The sequence below is a fragment of the Prevotella amnii CRIS 21A-A genome (assembly GCF_000177355.1).
GTDB classification, from domain to species: domain Bacteria; phylum Bacteroidota; class Bacteroidia; order Bacteroidales; family Bacteroidaceae; genus Prevotella; species Prevotella amnii.
Genome location: NZ_ADFQ01000031.1, coordinates 24867 through 40646, shown reverse-complemented (window position 1 = coordinate 40646; position 15780 = coordinate 24867). Strand labels below are relative to the sequence as shown.

General features: G+C 33.4%; 11 protein-coding genes. 4 read left to right on the top strand and 7 right to left on the bottom strand.

Translation table 11 applies throughout. The annotated features are described in order from the left end of the window. The first annotated feature begins 59 nt into the window (after positions 1 to 59). Entirely contained in the window at positions 60 to 1025 is a 966-nt protein-coding gene (locus tag HMPREF9018_RS03355) for a calcium/sodium antiporter (protein WP_008448177.1), read from the top strand. Positions 1026 to 1248: 223 nt separating this feature from the next. On the opposite strand, the gene HMPREF9018_RS03350 is transcribed toward HMPREF9018_RS03355, so the two are convergent. Next, complete coding sequence (locus HMPREF9018_RS03350; protein WP_008448158.1) at positions 1249 to 3459, bottom strand: RelA/SpoT family protein; 2211 nt, start codon at positions 3457 to 3459, stop codon at positions 1249 to 1251. 449 nt (positions 3460 to 3908) lie between these two features. Here HMPREF9018_RS03350 and rho point away from each other — a divergent pair, with 449 nt between their 5' ends. Next, on the top strand, positions 3909 to 5882 hold the full coding sequence (gene rho, locus HMPREF9018_RS03345) for a transcription termination factor Rho (protein WP_008448145.1): 1974 nt from the start codon (positions 3909 to 3911) through the stop codon (positions 5880 to 5882). Positions 5883 to 6106: 224 nt separating this feature from the next. Here rho and HMPREF9018_RS03340 read toward each other — a convergent pair whose 3' ends face one another. From HMPREF9018_RS03340 to HMPREF9018_RS03330, 3 genes are all read right to left on the bottom strand, one after another. Then, on the bottom strand, positions 6107 to 7816 hold the full coding sequence (locus tag HMPREF9018_RS03340; RefSeq protein WP_008448151.1) for an acyl-CoA dehydrogenase family protein: 1710 nt from the start codon (positions 7814 to 7816) through the stop codon (positions 6107 to 6109). Positions 7817 to 7889: 73 nt separating this feature from the next. Beyond that, positions 7890 to 8912: an electron transfer flavoprotein subunit alpha/FixB family protein gene (locus tag HMPREF9018_RS03335; RefSeq protein WP_008448106.1), complete on the bottom strand. Its 1023-nt coding sequence runs from the start codon at positions 8910 to 8912 to the stop codon at positions 7890 to 7892. A gap of 14 nt (positions 8913 to 8926) precedes the next feature. After that, complete coding sequence (locus HMPREF9018_RS03330; protein WP_008448100.1) at positions 8927 to 9796, bottom strand: electron transfer flavoprotein subunit beta/FixA family protein; 870 nt, start codon at positions 9794 to 9796, stop codon at positions 8927 to 8929. Positions 9797 to 10036: 240 nt separating this feature from the next. On the opposite strand from HMPREF9018_RS03330, the gene HMPREF9018_RS03325 reads away from it, so the two are divergent. Together HMPREF9018_RS03325 and glmM are read left to right on the top strand one after the other, a co-directional pair. Next, positions 10037 to 10678, top strand: coding sequence for a DUF4827 domain-containing protein (locus tag HMPREF9018_RS03325; RefSeq protein WP_019036428.1), 642 nt, complete (start codon positions 10037 to 10039; stop codon positions 10676 to 10678). 26 nt (positions 10679 to 10704) lie between these two features. Continuing rightward, entirely contained in the window at positions 10705 to 12099 is a 1395-nt protein-coding gene (glmM, locus tag HMPREF9018_RS03320) for a phosphoglucosamine mutase (protein ID WP_008448136.1), read from the top strand. Between the two features lie 111 nt (positions 12100 to 12210). On the opposite strand, the gene HMPREF9018_RS03315 is transcribed toward glmM, so the two are convergent. From HMPREF9018_RS03315 to rlmN, 3 genes are read right to left on the bottom strand one after another with little or no spacing between them, the layout of a single operon-like run. Further along, a complete protein-coding gene (locus HMPREF9018_RS03315; protein ID WP_008448166.1) occupies positions 12211 to 13311 on the bottom strand; it encodes a PdxA family dehydrogenase in 1101 nt (366 codons plus the stop codon). A gap of 51 nt (positions 13312 to 13362) precedes the next feature. Next, positions 13363 to 14280, bottom strand: coding sequence for a DUF4837 family protein (locus HMPREF9018_RS03310; RefSeq protein ID WP_008448129.1), 918 nt, complete (start codon positions 14278 to 14280; stop codon positions 13363 to 13365). After that, on the bottom strand, positions 14273 to 15316 hold the full coding sequence (gene rlmN, locus HMPREF9018_RS03305; RefSeq protein ID WP_008448170.1) for a dual-specificity RNA methyltransferase RlmN: 1044 nt from the start codon (positions 15314 to 15316) through the stop codon (positions 14273 to 14275). The genes HMPREF9018_RS03310 and rlmN overlap by 8 nt, the downstream gene beginning before the upstream one ends. Positions 15317 to 15780 lie beyond the last annotated feature (464 nt).

Below are 15780 nucleotides of genomic sequence, written 5' to 3'. Positions count from 1 at the left end.
ATACTGAAATATTTTATACATTTATTTTTAGTACCTTTGCGGTAAAATATAAAATATAGATGTTATTAAATTTAGGATTTATCTTTATAGGAGTAACTTTAGTATTATGGGGAGCAGACAAACTTACAGATGGGTCTGTAGCCATAGCACAAAAAATGAGAGTCTCTCAGGTTATTATAGGCTTAACTGTAGTAGCAATGGGAACAAGTATGCCAGAGTTTAGTGTCAGTTTGGTTTCGGCTTTAAAAGGTACATCAGATTTAGCTATTGGTAATGTTATAGGTTCTAATATTATTAATAGTTTGTTCATAGTGGGTGTTTCTGCAATGTTTAGTCCTATTCTAATAACACCTATTACTATAAAGAAAGATATTCCTTTTGCTTTAGTTTCTTCTGTTGTACTAATGATGCTTTGTTATGATGGTATGATAGGAAGGATTGATGCTGGTATTATATTTGCTATGTTTATTATCTTTATGATAAAGACTTTACAGGAAGCAAAGAGTGATGTAAAGATAGATAAAGCTAATAGCAAGTCTATTATATCAGAGAATATAATATCAGAAAAGCAGCATAAGAAAATATGGGTATCTGTTATATGGATAATAGTAGGTCTATTATGTCTTATTCTGGGTAGTAATCTTTTTGTAAGTGGTGCGGTTAAAGTTGCTTCATCATTAGGTGTGTCTGATGCAATAATAGGTTTAACTATTGTAGCAGGTGGAACATCATTACCAGAGCTTGCTACAAGTGTAGTTGCAGCTCGTAAAGGTGATAGTGGTATAGCTATTGGTAATGTTATAGGTTCTAATATATTTAATATTCTTGCTATATTAGGAGTTACAGGATTAATACATCCAATGTTGCTGCAAGGAATAACAATGTTTGATCTTTCCATTATGGTAATATCCATGATCTTGATATGGTTTTTATCTTTTACAAAATATACCATTGAGCGTTGGGAGGGTTTTTGTTTAATAGTAGTATTTATAGGATATATGGTGAAGCTATTAGTAAGTATTTAAAATAGAAAAGGCTATTATTTTTTATATATTCAGTAACTTAACAAAAGTTATAAAGTTGCTGCTTTTAAATAAGTTATAAATAATGAAACAGGGTATGCCTATTTTAGCATACCCTTATAACAATTTTATAATAATATAAAAAATATTCAGAATTAATTATTTTACTTGATGTTAAAGATAAAATCTTAATAAACGTTTTTAGTAGAAAGAATTTTTTAGTTTATTATATTCTTATAACTTGCTTTACGCCTTTTACGGTATTAATTTTCTTTATTAAAAGATTGAGGCGAGAGTTGTCATCAAGCATAACAACAAGGTTCCCTGAAAAAAGTCCATCATGTGAATCAATATTGATAGAGCGCAAGGTTATTTTTTCATCTTTTGAAATAATATTCATTATATTACTTACTATACCTATATCGTCATTACCTATCACTCGTAGAGTAATAGCATATTGTGATATTCCCTTACCACTCCATCGTGCTTTTACTATTCGGTATCCGAAACGCGAACGTAGATCAGTAGCATTGGGGCAGTTTGTTCTATGAATTTTGATGCCACCATTTACTGTAACAAATCCAAAAACTTCATCACCATATATAGGATGACAACATTTTGCTAACGAAAAATCAATACCTTTTAGATTTTGGTCTATCACTAAAACATCATCATTTGTTTTAAGAATTTCGTCTGTTTTATTGTTAAAGGCATAGTTTTCGGCACTTTCAGCTTCTTTTGGCGGATTTAAGTTGTGAACATGGTTATATACCTTCTGATATTCTTCAATAACATTGTTAGGATCAAGTTTACCTACAGCTATCTGCTTATAGAAATCGGACACTTCTTTGAATCCTAATTTCTTTAACAGTTGCATCATAGTACCTTCCTCTATTTCTATTTTTTTATTTTTAAATCTTCTTTCTAATAATTCCTTGGCAAGTAGTCCTTCTTTAGCTTGTGTTTCTTTTATAGCTAAACGAATTTTTGCTTTAGCTCTTGATGATCTAACTATAGACAGCCATTCTTGTTTTGGTTTTTGGTTAGTACTTGTAAGAATCTCTACAGTATCTCCACTATGTAACTCTGTACGTAAGGATACATTCTTACTATTTATTTTACCTCCAACGCATTGATTCCCTATACGAGAATGAATGTGGTATGCAAAGTCAAGCACTGTAGAACCTTTAGGAAACTTTAAAAGATCTCCTTTTGGGGTGAAAACATAAATTTCATTTTCATATAAGTCGGATTTAAATTGATCCATTACCTCTAAGTTGTTTCCAGCTTCGAGAGCTGTACGTATAGAGGCTAACCAATCATCAAGTCCTCCTTCTGCTTTGATACCTTTATATCTCCAGTGAGCAGCTAATCCATGTTCGGCTATTTCATCCATACGTTCTGTACGTATCTGCACTTCTACCCACTTAGCTGCAGGTCCTAAAACTGTGATATGTAAACTTTCATATCCGTTAGATTTTGGTACAGAAAGCCAATCTCTTAGTCGCTTAGGATTAGGTTGATACATATCTGTAATGATAGAATATGTCTGCCAGCATTGCATTTTTTCTTTTTCTATAGGAGAATTAAGTATAATGCGTATAGCAAAAAGATCATAAATACCTTCAAAGTTACACTTTTGTTTTTTCATTTTTTGCCAAATAGAGTGTATTGACTTTGTTCTACCTTTTATATAAAAATGTAATCCGGCATCTAATAATTTCCTTTGAACAGGTTCTATAAAATTTTTTATATAAGCATCTCGTGCTTGTTTTGTAGCATTTAGTTTTTCTTTTATATAATAGTAAGCATCATGTTCAAGATATTTTAGGGAAAGGTCTTCCAATTCGCTTTTAAGCTGGTATAATCCTAATTTATGAGCTAATGGTGCATATAGATAGTTAGCCTCTTCTGCTACTTTATTTCGAGCTTCTATATTCGCAGTGTCTCTGATTTGTCGCATTAGGTTCACTCTATCTGCTATCATGATAAGTATAACCCGCATGTCTTCAGCAAATGAAAGCAATAGGTTGCGAAAGTTTTCACTCTCTATTATAGGTTTTTTAATATATAAATTTTGTATTTTGTTTAAGCCATGTATTATCTTTGCGACTCCTTCTCCATACTCTTTCTTTACATCTTCTATACTTGTGAAATTATCTTGTACACTATTATATAAAAGTATAGCTAAAACAGAGTCTCGTTTTAAACCAATATTCTTAGTTGCGATAAGTGTAGTTTGTAAAGCACATAAAATAGGATTAAGGTTAAACATATTACGTTTAACCTCATTATTGCTAATAGAATTATTTATATGCGTTTGAATTTTTTTCATATCTTGACTTGGGAAACTTTCTCCAAGTATTTCACGCAAATCCTTTAGTATTGATGCTACTTTAAGCTTTTCTTCCTCTGTAAAAGTGAATTTCTCTTCCATACTTATAGAATATATTCGTTTTCGCAAAGATACAAAATACTTGTCTTTTACATCTTTTTTTATACAAGCTTTAGCATATAAATAACAAAAATCACTTTTAGTTTGTTAATGTGGGTATATATAAAAACGCATTAATATAAACAAACGACAGTCATGGGTAGACAAAGCACAGCATAGGAAAAGGAAAATATACAAATTAAAAGTAGTTATTAAAAGAACAAAATATTAATATATATTACACATATATACTGCTCACCAATAGAAAAAATTATAATACATATTATAGTTGCTTTTTAAAGTAGATCTACCCTAAATAAAAAAGATATATTATTTTTTGGAAAACTGATATAAATATTATAACTTTGCAAAATCAAAACATTTAATTATTGTTTCCATTCGTTAGAAACAAAAATTATTCTTTAAATGTATTTCCTACACATAGTTTATTTATGTTAAGCAAAGAAGAATTATCGGACAAAGATGTCCAAGAATTGCAAAGTATTGCATTAGAAAATGGTGTGTCATTTAGTAAAAATGAGGATAAAGAGTCTCTTATATATGCAATATTAGATAAGGTTGCAGAAGAGATTGGCAATGCTCATCCTTTAGAATCAAAGCGAAAGAGAAATAGAATTACGCGAAAAGATACTGACCATGTTTATTCTGTTAAAGGTAAAGCTGGTGAAAATCTCGACTCAAAGAAGAGCACCCAAGCCTCATCTTCTGAGGCAGAAACGGAAGAAAAGCCAAATTCAGTAGAAGAGGTAGTTTCTCCTGTCGAGGCTCTTGCATCTATGCCAAAACATAGAGGACGTAAATCTAAGGCAGAAATAGAAACTATTACACGTGCAGAAGCTGCTTTGAAAGAACCGAAAGTTTCATCTAAAGAAGCATTTAATCCACAAGAAACATCAGTAGTAGTTACTGATTTACAAGAGGTAGAACAAACTTTACATAAGCATGAAAATCCTATGGAAGAGGATTCTAATACTGTAGAGAAAGTCGCTGATAATGAAGAGTGGACTGAAGAGGAGAATAGTCTGCTTGCTAAACTTCAAGAAAAGGTGCAGGCTCATAATAGTATGAATCAAGAGATGATTCCTGAAAGCTCTGTTAATGACAGTGTATGGGAAGGTGATCCTAATGATGGAACAGATTTTATAACTGTGTTAGATATTCCTATAGAAGATCAAGGGGCTATACCTAATTATGACATGTTCGACCAGCCTACAGCTCCTATAGCTTCTATTAATGATCCAATTATATCTCGTCCAGCAGCTATGCCTATAGTACAATACGAATTTAATGATATTGTAAAAGCAAATGGTGTTTTAGAAGTATTGTCAGATGGATATGGTTTTCTTCGTTCAAGTGATTATAATTACCTTTCATCTCCAGATGATGTATATATTTCTGCAAATCAAGTTAGGCAATATGGCTTAAAGACAGGAGATGTAGTAGAATGTCATGTTCGTCCTCCTCATGATGGAGAAAAATATTTTCCACTAACAAGTATTGATAAAATTAATGGTAGAAATCCTGCAGAAGTACGTGATAGAATACCTTTTGAGCACCTTACTCCATTATTTCCAAATGAGAAATTTAATTTAAATGGAAAGCCTAATGTGATGAATATATCGACACGTATAGTCGATTTGTTTTCACCTATTGGTAAAGGCCAACGTGCATTAATAGTAGCTCAACCTAAAACAGGTAAAACTATTCTTATGAAAGATATTGCTAATGCTATTGCTGCTAATCATCCTGAGGCTTATCTTATGATGTTGCTTATAGATGAGCGACCTGAAGAAGTTACCGATATGGCACGAACAGTCAATGCAGAAGTTATAGCTTCAACCTTTGACGAACCAGCTGAACGTCATGTAAAGATAGCAGGATTAGTATTAGAAAAGGCTAAGCGTATGGTAGAATGTGGACATGATGTTGTTATTTTCCTTGATTCTATAACGCGTCTTGCTCGTGCGTATAATACGGTAGCACCCGCTTCAGGTAAAGTTCTTACAGGTGGTGTTGATGCTAATGCTCTTCAAAAGCCTAAACGCTTTTTTGGTGCTGCACGTAATATAGAAGGTGGCGGCTCATTAACAATTATAGCAACGGCTTTAATTGATACTGGATCGAAAATGGATGAAGTTATCTTTGAAGAGTTTAAAGGCACAGGTAATATGGAGCTTCAGCTAGATCGTAGTCTTTCTAATAAGCGAATATTCCCTGCAGTTAATCTTGTTGCTTCTAGTACGCGTCGCGACGATTTGCTACAAGATAAGACTACTCTTGATAGAATGTGGATTCTACGAAAAAATATAGCAGATATGACAGCACTTGAAGCTATGAATTCTCTTAACAACTTAATGCGTCGCACAAAAGATAATGATGAGTTTTTACTATCAATGAATGGATAAGCTGTTTTTATTTATAAATTTTGATAGTATATTTGAAATCAATAATTGTAAAGAAATACTAAAGGAGATATTTTAAGAGCGTTTCAAAGAGTTTCTTTTCTTTTAGTAGTCTTATAAAATTTTTATTATTTTCTAAAAATAAAAGGGGGTATATCTATTATGATACACCCCTTTTTCATTTTATAAAAAGGTAGAAAATAATAATGAGTTAACTTATTACCTTTCTATTTTTGCTCAAAATTAACAAGGTCTGTAACTTTGAAATTATTAATATAAGCTATCTTTCCGGTTATATTTTCTTCTGCCATTTGTACAAATATATGTGCACTCTTTGCAAAAAGTTCTGGAGCTTTTGATGCATCGGCAATAATTAGCAAAGCCATAATTATCTCAGCTGTAATATCATAAAGACGACGTGCAAGTAAATCTTGTGCATCTTGACTTTCCATTTCTTTCACTTTGTTGATAGATGATTCATATTCTTCTACCATTTTCTCTATTCGCTTAGATAATGGTTGCATATCTTTAGATACTGGTTCAGCAAGCATTTCACGCATAATGCCTAAGTAAGTCCCATTCATAACATATCTATTTGCTGCAACAACTTGCAACTGGGTAGTGCCTTCATAAATAGAGAAAATACGTGCATCACGATATAAACGCTGACACTTATACTCCATAATAAAACCAGAACCACCATGTACAGATATGCTATCGTAGGTGTTTTGATTAACATATTCTGAGTTCATACCCTTTGCTATTGGAGTAAAAGCATCTGCCAAACGAGTATATTTCTTCATTTCTTGACGCTCCTCAGGTGATAGTTTCTCAAAGCGAGCAATATCTTCTAAAGCCTTATATAAATCCACATAACGTGCAGTTTGGTATAGTAGTGAGCGTCCAGCGTCCAGCTTTGCTTTCATTCTAGATAGCATATCATAAACAGGAGGCATATTTATTATTTTCTTACCAAACTGAGCACGTTCTTTAGCATAAGCTAAGGCTTCATTATAGGCTTCTTGACTAACACCTACAGATTGGGCAGCAATACCTAATCGAGCACCATTCATTAATGCCATGACATATTTTATCAAACCTAAACGTGTATTACCACATAATTCTGCTTTAGCATTTTTATAAACTAATTCACATGTAGGTGATCCATGTATACCCAATTTATTCTCTATATGGCGTACATCAACTCCACCATTACGCTTATCATAAATAAACATAGACAGACCACGTCCATCTTTAGTACCCTCTTCTGACCGTGCAAGTACAAGATGTATATCAGAATCACCATTCGTTATGAAACGTTTCACACCATTCAGGCGCCAACAATTCTCTTTCTCATCGAAGCTTGCCTTTAACATTACACGCTGAAGATCGGAACCAGCATCAGGCTCTGTTAAGTCCATAGACATTGTTTCACCTGCACAGATACGTGGTATATATTTCTGTCGCTGCTCTTCATTTCCAAATTCATATAAGGTATCAATACAACTCTGTAATGACCATATATTTTGAAATCCCCCATCACCTGCAGATATCATTTCCGACATCATTGAGAAAACTACATTAGGAAGATTTAATCCTCCATAACGACGCGGCATACTAACACCCCACAAACCTGCTTTACGGGTAGCTTCAAGATTTTCAAGAGTCTTGCTTGCATAATGCATACGATTATCAATAAGGTGCGGACCTTCTAAGTCTACCTCTTCAGAGTTAGGTGCAATTGTTTCACCTGCTATTTCGCCAGTAACATCAAGTATTCGCTTATAGTTTTCAATAGCATCTTCATAGCAAACAGGTGCTTCTTCGTACTTTTCTTTATCGGCATAGTTACGCTCTTTAAGCTCAACTATGCGCTTCATTAATGGATGATCGAGATGAAACTCAATCTCTGGATGTTCTGTATAGTAATTAGCCATAATTATATCTTTTCAAATTTTTTCTTTAAAATTGCTGACTTAAAATCTCTTTCTCAGGGACTTTAATTATTTTCTATTTTGTATTTTGCTTATAATACTTAATCATTTTAGGTACCACTTCTTCTATAGTACCATTTATAACATAATCAGCAATCTGATTAATAGGTGCATCAGGATCACTATTTATAGAAATGATAATACCCGATTCCTGCATACCTGCTATATGTTGTATCTGACCAGAAATACCACAAGCTATATAAACCTTAGGGTGAACAGTAATACCAGTTTGACCTATTTGACGATCATTATCTATCCAGCCTGCATCTACTGCTGCCCTACTAGCACCTACTTCGCCATGTAGCTCCTTTGCTAATTGGAATAATAACTCAAAATTATCTTTAGAACCTACGCCATAGCCTCCAGCAACAACTATGGCAGATCCTTTTAAGTTATGCTTAGCTGCTTCCACATGACGTTCTAACACCTTTACGGCATAACTCAACTTACTAACATACTTGTTTACATCAGGATAGACCACCTCATTTTTTGCCTTACCATTATAAATAGCTTTCTGCATTACTCCAGAACGTACTGTAGCCATTTGAGGACGATGCTTAGGATTAACTATCGTAGCTACAATATTTCCTCCAAAAGCTGGACGTATCTGATATAATATCTTATCATAGTGTTTACCTTCTTTCTTATCATCATATGGGCCTATCTCTAACTGAGTACAGTCGGCAGTTAACCCACTTGTTAGTGAAGATGATACACGTGGTCCAAGGTCTCGCCCAATAACAGTTGCCCCCATTAAGCATATCTGTGGAGATTCTTCTTTAAAGATATTAACCAAAATATCTGTATGAGGTGCAGATGTATAGGGAAACAAATGCTCATCATCAAACACAAATAACTTGTCTATACCATAAGGAAGCACTTGAGATTCTACTTTACCTTTTATACCAGAGCCTGCTACAATAGCATGTAATTCTACTTGAAGTTCGTTAGCAAGTTTTCTTCCCTTAGTTAATAATTCTAGTGAAACTTCCTGTACTGTAGTACCTTCAAGCTCACAATATACAAAAACATTATTCATTACTTTGCCTTATTTTAGCCTATAATCTTTTCTTCTAATAACTCTTTCATGAATCCTTCTATATCTTCATCTGAGCTACTAAGCGTTTTACTCTCTTTTGCTTGAAACACAATATTCTGCACAGCTTTTACCATAGTAGGTGAACCAGCTAAACCACATTGAGCCTCATCACCATTAACATCTGCCACAGACCACTGATTAAGTGTTAAATAAGGACGCTCATCATAAAGATATTGCCACGTCTCTTTACCTGTACGCTCCATAGGACAAGTAGCATACTTATATTTCATTATACGCTTAACATTACAAGGACGAGCTGGTGCTGCAGAACCATTTACTGTGATAAGTACAGGTAAAGGAGCTTCTACCACTTCTACCCCACCATCAATATGACGACGAATAATAGCCTTTCCGTTTTCTATTTTAACTATCTCTTCTGCATATGTTACTTGATTTAATCCTAATTTTTGAGCTACTTGAGGTCCTACCTGTGCAGTATCACCATCTATAGCCTGACGTCCACCAATGACAATATCAACATTTCCTATTTTTTTTATTGCCATAGATAAAGCATAAGAAGTAGCTAAAGAGTCGGCACCCGCAAACTTGCGGTCGGTAAGCAGCCAACCTGTGTCTGCTCCTCTATAAAGACTTTGACGAATAATTTCACCAGCACGTGGAGGCCCCATTGTTAATACACCTACCGTAGAATCAGGATTTTGTTCTTTTAACCTTAATGCTTGTTCTAAAGCATTTAAGTCTTCTGGATTAAAAATAGCAGGAAGAGCTGCTCGATTAACTGTACCTGCCGCTGTCATTGCGTCCTTTCCCACATTACGTGTATCTGGCACTTGTTTAGCAAGTACTACAATTTTTAAACTCATAGTTATATATTATTTGTTTTATATATGATATTTAGTTTACGAGTATGTTATGGCAAAAGTAAGATTTTTCTGCTATAATAGAAAACTTTTACCCTCTTTTTCTACAAATACATCACACTTATATATACTTCAAATAGATATTATGCTAAATAAAAAATAAAAAAGATATAAAATCAAAGTATAAAATAGCTTTCTTAATTACTTTTCTTACCTTTGCAAGGTATATTAATAATTAAAAGAATGAAAAAAATATTTTCCTTATGCGCATTAGCTGCAAGTGTTATAGTAATATCTTCATGCAACAAACATGAAACTTATGCTGATCAATTAGATCGCGAGAATAATGCTATAAATTCTTATATTATAAAAAATAAAATAAATGTAATAAGCCAAGAGCAATTTGCTAGCCAGAATAACACTACAGACACTATAAAAAATCAATATGTTTTGTTTCCTAATAGCGGTGTTTATATGCAGATTAGGGAAAAAGGTACAGGCGATTTTATAAAAAGTGGAGAGACTGCACGCATACTTATACGATTTTCGGAATATAATATATTAACAGGCACTATACAATTATCAAACAATACATTGCTATGGAGTAGTGTTGTAGATAAAATCTCTTTAACCAACTTTAAAGGTACGTACACAGCTTCTTTTAATAATGCTTCAAGTCTTATGGCTACTGTTTATGGCAGCACGTCAGTACCAAGCGGCTGGTTAGTGCCTATACCTTATTTAAAGATTGGAAGATTAATCCATTCAAGCTCTAAGTTAGCCCATGTTAGGCTTATAGTCCCATCACAGCAAGGTCAAGCAAATGCCACTCATGATGTTTATCCTTGTATGTATGATATAACTTTCCAAAGAGGATTAGAATAAGAAATATTTAAGTATAAAAAACTATTATGACTTTAATAAAATCAATTTCAGGTATCCGTGGCACTATAGGAGGTCATGTTGGCGATACCTTAAACCCTTTAGACATAGTAAAGTTTACTACAGCTTATACCACTTTTATTGGTCGTAAACACCCAAATAAAAAGCTAAAGATAGTTGTAGGTCGTGATGCTCGCATATCAGGCAAGATGGTAAAAAACATTGTATGTGGCACTTTAATGGGTATGGGAGCTGATGTAATTAATATAGGCTTAGCTACTACCCCAACAACAGAATTGGCTGTTCGTATGTCGGAGGCTGATGGAGGTATTATAATTACAGCATCACATAATCCTCGTCAATGGAATGCTTTGAAATTATTAAATAATGAGGGGGAATTTCTTACAGCTAAAGAGGGTGCTGAAGTATTAAGTATTGCAGAATCTGAAGATTTCGACTATGCTGGTGTTGATGCCTTAGGATCTTATCGTGATGATGATACTTTCGATGAACGACACGTTGAGGCTGTATTAGACCTCAATTTAGTAGATGTTGATGCTATAAAGAAGAGTAAGTTTAGAGTTGTAGTAGACTCAATAAACTCTGTAGGTGGTGTGATTTTACCTCAGCTACTTGATAGATTAGGCGTCGATTACACTTTTATTAATGGCAAAGCTAATGGCGACTTTGCACACAATCCTGAGCCAATAGAGAAAAATCTCACCAGCATAATGAATGAATTATCAAAAGGAGGTTATGATCTTGGAATAGTGGTAGACCCTGATGTTGACCGTTTAGCTTTCATTCAGGAAGATGGTAAGATGTTTGGTGAAGAATATACTCTTGTAGCTGTAGCCGATTACATTCTCGATAATACGAAAGGCAACACTGTAAGTAATTTAAGTTCTACACGTGCTTTACGCGATGTTACTGAAAAACATGGTGGTAAATATTATCCTTCTGCCGTAGGAGAAGTAAATGTTACTACTAAAATGAAGGAGGTAAATGCTGTTATAGGTGGAGAAGGAAATGGTGGAGTAATATACCCAGAGTCTCACTATGGGCGTGATGCTCTTGTAGGTATAGCCTTATTCTTAACATTATTAGCTCAAAAAGGTATGAAAGTGAGTGAACTACGTGATACTTATCCAAAATACTTTATGGCAAAGAATCGTATAGATCTTACTAAAGGTACTGATATAGATGCTATCCTTAATAAGATAAAAGAGCTTTATTGTAATAATACAGATGTAGCTATTACTGATATTGACGGCATAAAGCTCGATTTCCCTGAATCGTGGGTACATCTTAGAAAATCTAACACGGAACCTATCATACGTGTTTATAGCGAAGCAAAAACTATGGAAGAAGCTGATGATTTAGGTAAAAAGCTCATGCAAGTAGTATATGATATGGAAAAATAAAATTAGAAAAGCACCATTTCATATACGATATAAGCATACATATATATTATAATATGGCAGAAATTAAGTCTCGGAAAAGACACCGACTTAATTTCTGCTTAACTTTATATCTTACTCTTTAGGCATATTATCATTGCGTTTTATAGCAAAACGTACTTTCTCGCCTTCTTCTTTACGCTCTTTATAAAGCTTAGGTAAAGGATTAGCAAAAGGTTCATCATAATTAGAACGATTACGATAAATATCAATAGCTGTATAAATAGCATTTCGAAAAGCATCTATTTTTACTATATTTTTACCTGCTTGCGACAAATTATTAGGCATATCAGGAGCTGTACGTATTAAAGATAATCCTGCTGTATAGTTTATTCCATTAGTAGCAGGAATAATATGAAAAGGTGTAAATGCTTGTTCGTAATACATTGCAAGAATACCATCAAACTGTTCATAATCACCATTGCCAAAGAAAGTATCAGAAGGATAAGCTCCAAAAGCTTGTATCCCATTACTTGCTAACTCTTCTATGGCTGGCTGTATAATATCTACTTCTTCTGAACCTAATAATCCGCTATCTCCTGCTTTAGGATTTACTCCCAGCAAGGCTATTCGAGGACATGATACACGAAAGTCGCGTTTTAGACAGTTATGAAGAAGAGTGGCTTGCTTTACGATAACATTCTTTGTCAAACATTCGCATACGTCCTTTAAAGGTAAGTTGCGTGTAGCTAAAGCTATACGCAAGCCTTCATTTACTAATATAGTCAAACCTTCTGTCATTATACCAAGATGATCGTTTATATAACGACTTTGCCCGCTAAAATGAAATTTATAATTATTATCTAACGGACATGTTACAAGAACATCAAACAGACCTTTTTTATAATCTTCTAAAGCACGATCTATTGCTACTAAGCCTGCATTACCCGATTCTTCAGATGCTTCTCCAAGGTCTACTTTTACCTCCTCTTCTAATATTGGTAATAGATTAACTTTGTTTTCTGCCATTTCTGTGGCATCATTAATGATAGTAAAATTAGCCTCTATATTTAAAGCATTGCGGTGATAAGTAGCTACTTTGGGCGATCCATAAACAATGGGCGTACAAAGGTCTAACATGCCTGGTTCTGCAAAAGTTTTAAAAATAAGTTCATAACCAGTCCCATTAGTATCACCATGGGTTATCGCAACGCGTAGTTTTTTGTTATTTTCCATTCTGTAATATGAGTTGGTAAGTGTTTAATATGTTTTTTATCATAAGAATTTTCAGTGTAACGTATATAAGGCAGCTTCCAGTCGACGCATACGATTACGTTTTTCTTTTTCTGGAGCAAAAAGGAAAGCCTCTACTGCTAAACATTTATCTTGCTTTCTGACCTTTGGTAATAAGTAAGTAACAAAACTTCCTCCCATTGCATCTTTCTTCATCTGCCATGTTCCTCGTATTGTTATGTTACCTGTATGTTTGCTTATAGTTTTACTTGATATATTAGCAAGGGCAAGATAATCACCTTTCTGAGTTCCTTGAATGTTTTGTTGCATAACACTATCATGCTGTGCTTGAAACTTTTTTTCATTAATATAATAAAGACAAATATTCATCATTCCTTCTGAAGCATTATTAGATAACCACAAAAAGTCTTTTCCCACTTTGCTTTCTGTGAGCTCTGTTGGTAAACTTATTTGTTTCCTAAAAAGTTTCAGTACTAATGCTTCCGCCTTATTATTAGGTTTTTGAATGAGATTTTGTTGCTCTCGCATAATCTCTTTTTGAAGAATTTTTATGAGAACTTCTGGCATTATTCTTTTTAATACAGCCTCATCTTCTGCTTTAATATAAATAACTAATTGGTTGTCTACGAACTCATTATCTTTTTCTATTAAGCAGATTGAAGGTATACCTTTTTTAGTTATCTTCTTTATCTGTACTACTACTATTGTACGAAAGTTATTATTACTCACAGATAATTTTTTAGCTTTTATTACATCTACCATGGGTTCAGCCTGGAGCAATCCCGGTGTAGGCACAGATAGGGCATTATATACAATATTATTCACATCGCCCACAACTAATACCTCATATGGTTTACCTACACTTTTAGGTCTACTTGCTATATCTTTACACCCTAAAAAAGCAAATAATATAATGGGGAGTAGACAAAAGTAATAAATATTTTTATACATTTTCTTTCTTCTTTGCCGTAGAAAGCAGACCACATGCTGCAAAAATATCCTGTCCTCTGCTGGCACGAATAGTTGTAAAAACACCATGCCTTGTTAAGTAATCACGAAAATGTTCCATTGTAGAAATATCAGACCCCTTTAAAGGAACATTTGGTATTTGATGAAACCTAATGAGATTAACCCTGCACTCTAATCCTTTTACAAGATTTATTATAGCTTTAGCATGTTCTAAACTATCATTCTTCCCACCAAAAACAATATATTCAAAAGACAATCTACGCTGGTGCGAAAAATCATAATTATGTAAAAGATTTATTACCTCTTTTATGCTCATAGCTCGCTCTGCAGGCATCAACTCCTTTCGCTGTTCCTCTAAAGGAGAATGCATGCTTATAGCTACCTGACACTGGCTCTCGTCTAAGAATCTTTTTAATTTGTTTTTTACTCCTACACTACTTACCGTTATACGTTTAGGCGACCATGCATATGCATACTCTGCTGTCATAATCTCAGTAGTACGTAACACATTGTCTATATTGTTCATAGGCTCACCTTGACCCATGAAAACTATATTTGTTAGCTTTTCTCGCTCAGGTAATGAATAAATTTGATTAAGAATATCTGTTACCGATAAGTTTCCTTCAAATCCTTGCTTCCCAGTTTGACAAAATAAGCAATTCATTTTACAACCTACTTGTGATGAAACACATAGCGTAGCACGGTCGTTATCAGGGATATAAACTGTCTCTACAAATTTATCTTCTTCCGTAGGGAAAAGATATTTTATTGTACCATCTTTTGAGTATTGTGCATCTATGGGAGCTTTACAGCCAATAGTATATACCTTTGAAAGCTTCTCACGATTAGCTTTCGATATGTTAGTCATCTCATCAATACTCTTAATATGCTTTATATATAGCCATTCTGCTATTTGTTTACCCGCAAAGGCAGGTAAACCAAGATCTTTAGCTATTTGCTTTAGCTCAAAAAGAGTCTTACCCAATAAGGGAAGTTTTTCTATAATTGTCTTGTTCATCTTTGCAAAGTTAATAAAAAGACATGAAAAGATTAATAGTTTTATATTTTTATATCTTATTAGTCTGCTAAAACTGTTTAAAAGATTGTAATTCAATGAGCTATAAAAGAAAGGTGTATCCGACAAAATAGTTTCTTTACTATAATATATGACAATATGTTTTATACGCTATAACTTATATGCTTTAAAGTACTAAATGTAGGGAAATATAAAAGCACATGCTTATCAAAAGTTATTAATTATAAAACTTTATACATATTGTTCTAAAATATTTAAAGGGAAACGGTATTTTCAAAACATATTAATATAACTTTTATATAATAATAAGTATGCTTAAAACTATAAAAACATAATCTTTATAGAAGAAAAATAGCTTATTTTTGATAGATTTTTAATCTATTTTATATTCAAAAATAATCTATTTTTATTTATAATACCTATTCTTTTCATTGCAAATATATATG